Origin of the sequence: Trebonia sp. (assembly GCF_030042015.1) — a bacterium.
Classification (GTDB): Bacteria; Actinomycetota; Actinomycetes; order Streptosporangiales; family Streptosporangiaceae; genus Trebonia.
Genome location: NZ_JASIAL010000563.1, coordinates 1 through 4,830 on the forward strand (window position 1 = coordinate 1; position 4,830 = coordinate 4,830).

Here is a 4,830-nt window from a genome sequence, read left to right on the forward strand (position 1 = left end):
CCCCGCACCGAACCCGACGGCAGCTGGGTGGCCGACGGGGACCGGAGGCTGAATCCCGAGCAGAACGCCGAAGCCTCCAAGGCGTGCGCGGACATCCGGGAGGAGGGCGAGCAGGTCATCCTGCCCGCGATGCGCCGCGTCGAGGCGGCCGACCCGGAACGGCACCTCGCCGGGCTGAAGAACATGCTCAAGGGCGAGGACCGCCTGAAGGAGAAGATCGCGGATGTGCTGCTCGTAGAACCGTATCTCTCGGCCGGTCAGGCCCTGGCCAAAGTGCCCGACGCTGTCCGATTCACGCTTACGCACAGCCCTGACCGCTACGCTGATGGTGTTCTCACCGATGTCGAGCGGCTCAAGGCGGAAGGGTTCGAGCTGATCAGGCTGAAGAACCTGTGGAGCAACGAGCAGTACAAGGGCATCAACAGCCAATGGCGCAGGCTGGAGACGGGGCTGCGCTTCGAGACGCAGTTCCACACGCCGGAGAGCCTGGAAGCCAAGGAACTCACACACAAGGCCTATGAACGCGTACGGGGTACAGAGACTACAGAAGTCGAACGCGATGAGCTTGAGGATTACCAGCGCCAGGTAAACGCATTTCTCGTTACTCCCCCAGGTACCGCCGACATCAAAGATTTCCCGGAGAAGAAACGATGACAGACAGCATAACCTATTACGCAATCCTCGATGAGACCAGTAGCCTGGAGCGGCCGGTTGGCGTATTCCGGCGCGTGAAGAGCGACAATGGGCAAATCGATGAGGTTTTCTCCCGCAATCTGAAATGGGAGTTCTCGCCGCTGCTCTACTCGGCTGAACGCGGAGACACCATGTACGACTTCGCTCCCATCAGCAAAGATGAGGCTTCCCGGATCGTTGAGCGGATACGGGCGCAGGCCCTTTCGGGTGAGTAGGTCCCGGCGGACTGCGCGGCAGGCGCCCTGGGCGGTACGTGGCTTCTGAGGACCTGGCGGCGGGGTGCCCGCCGACCCGTCGCATCCCGCTGGGGGTGCGTAGAACAGCGCGGTGTTCTCCTGCGGGGGCATTTCGGGGAGTGGCGCCGGAGTTCCTGTCCGCGTTAGCTTTGGCCGGTGAGCAGGCCCGGCACGCCATGCGCGATCCCTGCCGTGGTGCGCAACAAGGCGCTGGCGGCGGGAGCCGGGCAGTGGATCAGTGACCTCCCGGAACTTGCCGCGGAGCTGGAGCGGGAGTGGTCGATCGCCATCGGCCCGCCCTATCCCGACGCAACCGAGGCGTTCGTCGCCCGGGCCACGCTCAGCGACGGCACGCCCGCGGTGCTGAAGCTGCACATTCCGCGCCCGGGTGACCATGCCAGCAGGGAGATCACGGTCTTGCGGCTGGCGGGCGGCGACGGGTGCGCCCGGCTGCTGCGCGCCGATGCGGCGCGGGGAGCGCTGCTGCTCGAACGGCTGGGCCGCTCACTGCACCAGCTCAAGCTTCCCATCGCGCGGCGGCACGAGATCCTCTGCTCGGCTGCGGAGAAAATATGGCGCACGGCCGCCGGGTGCGGCCTGCCCACCGGCGCCGAGAAGGGCCGGCGGCTCTCTGGTTTCATCACCGCGACCTGGGAAGAACTCGGCCGTCCCTGCTCGGAACGCGCGCTCGGCTACGCGCTGGCATGTGCCGCCAGGCGCACCGAGGCGCACGACGACGAGCGCGCCGTGCTCGTACACGGTGACGTGCACCAATGGAACGCGCTCCAAGCCGACAGCGGCTTCAAGCTCGTCGATCCCGACGGCCTGCTGGCCGAAGCCGAGTACGACTTGGGAATCCTCATGCGCGAGGACCCAATCGAACTTCTGCAGGGCGATCCGCACGAGCGGGCGCGCTGGCTGGCGGCGCGCTGCAACCTCGACGCCACCGCGATCTGGCAGTGGGGCGTTGTGGAACGGGTCGCGACCGGGCTCCTGCTGACCAAGATCGGCCTCCAGCCCGTCGGCCGCCAGATGCTGGCCGCCGCCGATCACGTGGCCAGGTAAGCCGTGATAACCGGCGATCTGGCGGACATGGGACGAGATGCCGCAATGGGCAGGCGGTGACAATGACCCAGTTCGCTTAACCTGATGGCGCCAACACGGCAGCCCTGCTTCCGGTCGCTCATGCGGGGTACTTCATCGGTCCTTGGGTGTAGACGCGGCCGCTTGGCGTCGTCCACACGTGCCAGCCGGGGAGGGGCTGTTCGACTTTCCAGCCCTTGGACTGCTTGGCCTTGTGGCAGCGGCGGCTGCGCGCGCCGGCGTTGCACGCGCACGTCCGGCCGCCCTGGTCGTAAGGGGTGGCGTGTTCGAAGTCGCAGGCGCGGGCGTGCCGGGAACAGGACGGGAACGTGCAGGTGCCGTCTCTGATCTCAACCAGGTGCCGGAGGGTGTCGCTGGGCTGGTAGGAGTGGGACTCGTGCCGGTGGTCGCAGTCAGTGACCGGGACCGGTCCGAGTTTCACGGTGAGCTGTCGCCCGTCGGGCAGGGTGAGGAGCCAGGTGCCGTAGCCGCCCGGGGGACCGGGGTCGCCGGTGCGGGTGAACGCCCACGGGCCGTCGCGGCTGCCGCCCGGCCCGGATGCCTGCCGCCTGGCCTTGCCGGGTTTGGCGCAGCCGTGGCCGATGGCGTAGCCGTTGGCGTCGGTGATCGTGACGCACCAGCCGCTGTGTGGGCTGCGGGCGGCCGCGGCAGCCAGGTCGCGGACCAGGGCCGGGTCGAGGGGGCCCAGTCCGTGTGCCTCGCCGGGCCGCTCGGCCAGGCCGAGCAAGGTGGCCAGCGGGAAGGTCAGGTTCGACATGGCCGGAAGCACTGGGGCCGGACCTCCGGGAGCGCCGGGACCTCCGCTGCCTGGGCTGCCTCCACGACCGGGACCGCCGCTGGCCAGGGTGTCGCCCGGGCCGGGACCGTCATCGACGGGACCGCCGTCCCTGCGGCTGGCGGCGCCGTCGGAATCGCCGTCGGCGGGGCCGTCGGCAGGGGATCCGTCATCGCGGGAACCGCTGTCGTAGCGCGGCCGGTCCTGCTGGATGCTCGCCTCGGCTTGGGCCTGGGCGATCCGGGAGGCGGCGCTGACGCCGTTGAGGATGTCGGTGAACGCGAGGGCGCGCAGTTGGTCCATCCGGGCATCCGGGTAAATCTTGGCCTTCTTGTACTCCACGGCCCGCTGGTTGATGTTCGCGTTCGCCGACAGCGCGGCGTCGGTGGGCAGGCCGTAAGCGGCCAGGGCGCTGGCGCCGGCGGTGTCACGCCAGAACCGCACCCGGGCGTCTTCCCGCTCGGCGTGCTCACGCCGCTTGCGGGCGCCTTCCGGGTCGGCGGTGTCGACGGCCAGCGCGGCGAGCCGGGAGATCTGGCCCGGCGTCTTGCCGGCCAGCTCACCCAGAATCAGCTGTTCAGCGGCGGCGATGTGTTCATCATCCAGGATCGCAAGCTCCTTGACGATGAGCATGGCCTTCAGGTAGTCGATGGTGCCGTCGGTGAGTTTCGCGGCGACGCCGGGCAGCCGGGCCGAGAGTTCCCAGGCCAGATTGGCGAGCTTGTCGGCGGCGGGCAGGGAGATCCTCAGTGCAGCGGTGAGCTCGTGGGCCAGGGAGTCGTCCCAGGCATCGGGCAAGTCGCCGTGGGCGGCGCCGGGCAGGGCGCGGCGGCGGATCAGCTCGCACGTCACGCCGAGCTTGCCGGCCGCAGCCCACGCCTCCACCGCCGCCCACCGGCCCAGCAGGCCGACCAGTTCGTCATCGGTGGCCCCGGGGCAGCGCCAGCCGGGGCCAGACACCGCGGCGACCGCGGCGGCCAAGGCCGGGCCGGGCGGGCAGGCGTCCGCGGCACCGCCGACAGCGAAGTCAGCCCGCCGCAGCCCCCCGGTAGGACTCGGGCCGGGAATGCCGGGAAGGCCCCCGGGCACCCCAGAGTCGCGGCCGGGCTCTGCGCCCGGACCGTGCCCGGAGACCGGTGGCTGCGGCATAAGACCACCATCCGTTTGGAAGAATGTATTTGATTGCTGCTACATCGAATTCTAGCATGAATTAATGGATTAAGCAGAGCCGATGGCTTACCTGACCGCTACAGTTAGCTAACCTATGGACGCGGAGACGCTCGCGCGTGGCAGGATGCCAGGTGCGCGGTTGGCCGCCGGGCGTAAAATCGACTCTCGATGACTCGCAGCATCTCGCTTTCGATCTGTGGCGACGTCGAGCGGCCCGCTTGCCTCGCACTGGCAGAGCTGCGCTCCCTGATCGACGCCGAATTGGTCGCGGACTTCCACTGCCATGAGGGCTGGAGCCGGCTCGGCGAGCGCTGGCGCGGAGTGCGGCTCAGGACCCTGCTCGCGCTCGCTGGCGCTGCCGACACGGCCGGCTATGTCACGGTCGGCTCCGGCGAATACACCGCCGTGCTCACCCGCGAGCAAGCACAGGATGAGCGGGTACTCCTTGCGCTCGAGCACGAAGGAGCCGCGAGCCCCCGGCGCGCCGGCTTCCCCCGGCTGGTCGGACCGTCGGAGTGGGACTGCTTCCTGAGCGTCAAATCGGTGGACCGGATAGAGGTCACACGCCAGCCCCAGCGGGCGACCGCGGCAGAGATTGCGCTCGCCCGGCTCGAACGCTAGGGGACCATCACGCCTGGCGCAGGCGCCGGGCCAGAGTGGACTGTCAGTCGCAGGGGGACGGGACGGTCGCATTCGTAAGAAGTCGGTCATATCGAAACTAGCGGGCGATGGGGACGTATCGGCTACGCTGCAAAACGTGACTTACTCGCTGCGCTGGGTGGTGGACGGTGGGGATCGACCGCCTGGATGAGGACGACGTGCCGACGGCCGAACCTGACTCGCAGGCCGCAG

General features: G+C 68.9%; 5 protein-coding genes. 4 read left to right on the top strand and 1 reads right to left on the bottom strand.

The genetic code is table 11. The annotated features are described in order from the left end of the window. The 3 genes from Q1N79_RS30075 to Q1N79_RS30085 all read left to right on the top strand — a co-directional run. A partial coding sequence (locus Q1N79_RS30075) for a hypothetical protein (RefSeq protein WP_300614511.1) occupies positions 1–654 on the top strand: 654 nt, incomplete at its 5' end. Then, entirely contained in the window at positions 651–908 is a 258-nt protein-coding gene (locus Q1N79_RS30080; RefSeq protein WP_300614512.1) for a hypothetical protein, read from the top strand. The genes Q1N79_RS30075 and Q1N79_RS30080, both read left to right, overlap by 4 nt. 177 nt (positions 909–1,085) lie before the next feature. Continuing rightward, positions 1,086–1,994 carry an aminoglycoside phosphotransferase family protein gene (locus tag Q1N79_RS30085; RefSeq protein ID WP_300614513.1) on the top strand — a complete coding sequence of 303 codons (909 nt, stop codon included), beginning with the start codon at positions 1,086–1,088 and terminating at the stop codon, positions 1,992–1,994. 118 nt (positions 1,995–2,112) lie between these two features. On the opposite strand, the gene Q1N79_RS30090 is transcribed toward Q1N79_RS30085, so the two are convergent. Further along, positions 2,113–3,957, bottom strand: coding sequence for a DUF222 domain-containing protein (locus tag Q1N79_RS30090; RefSeq protein ID WP_300614514.1), 1,845 nt, complete (start codon positions 3,955–3,957; stop codon positions 2,113–2,115). 189 nt (positions 3,958–4,146) lie between these two features. Between Q1N79_RS30090 and Q1N79_RS30095 the strand changes: the two genes are divergently transcribed. After that, positions 4,147–4,599: a molybdopterin-dependent oxidoreductase gene (locus Q1N79_RS30095; RefSeq protein ID WP_300614515.1), complete on the top strand. Its 453-nt coding sequence runs from the start codon at positions 4,147–4,149 to the stop codon at positions 4,597–4,599. Positions 4,600–4,830 lie beyond the last annotated feature (231 nt).

Excerpts from the sequence above, each read along its gene's own strand:
- Q1N79_RS30080 (WP_300614512.1), top strand. The coding sequence starts at position 651 with ATGACAGACAGCATAACCTATTACGCAATCCTCGATGAGACCAGTAGC.
- Q1N79_RS30090 (WP_300614514.1), bottom strand. The coding sequence starts at position 3,957 with ATGCCGCAGCCACCGGTCTCCGGGCACGGTCCGGGCGCAGAGCCCGGC.
- Q1N79_RS30095 (WP_300614515.1), top strand. The coding sequence starts at position 4,147 with ATGACTCGCAGCATCTCGCTTTCGATCTGTGGCGACGTCGAGCGGCCC.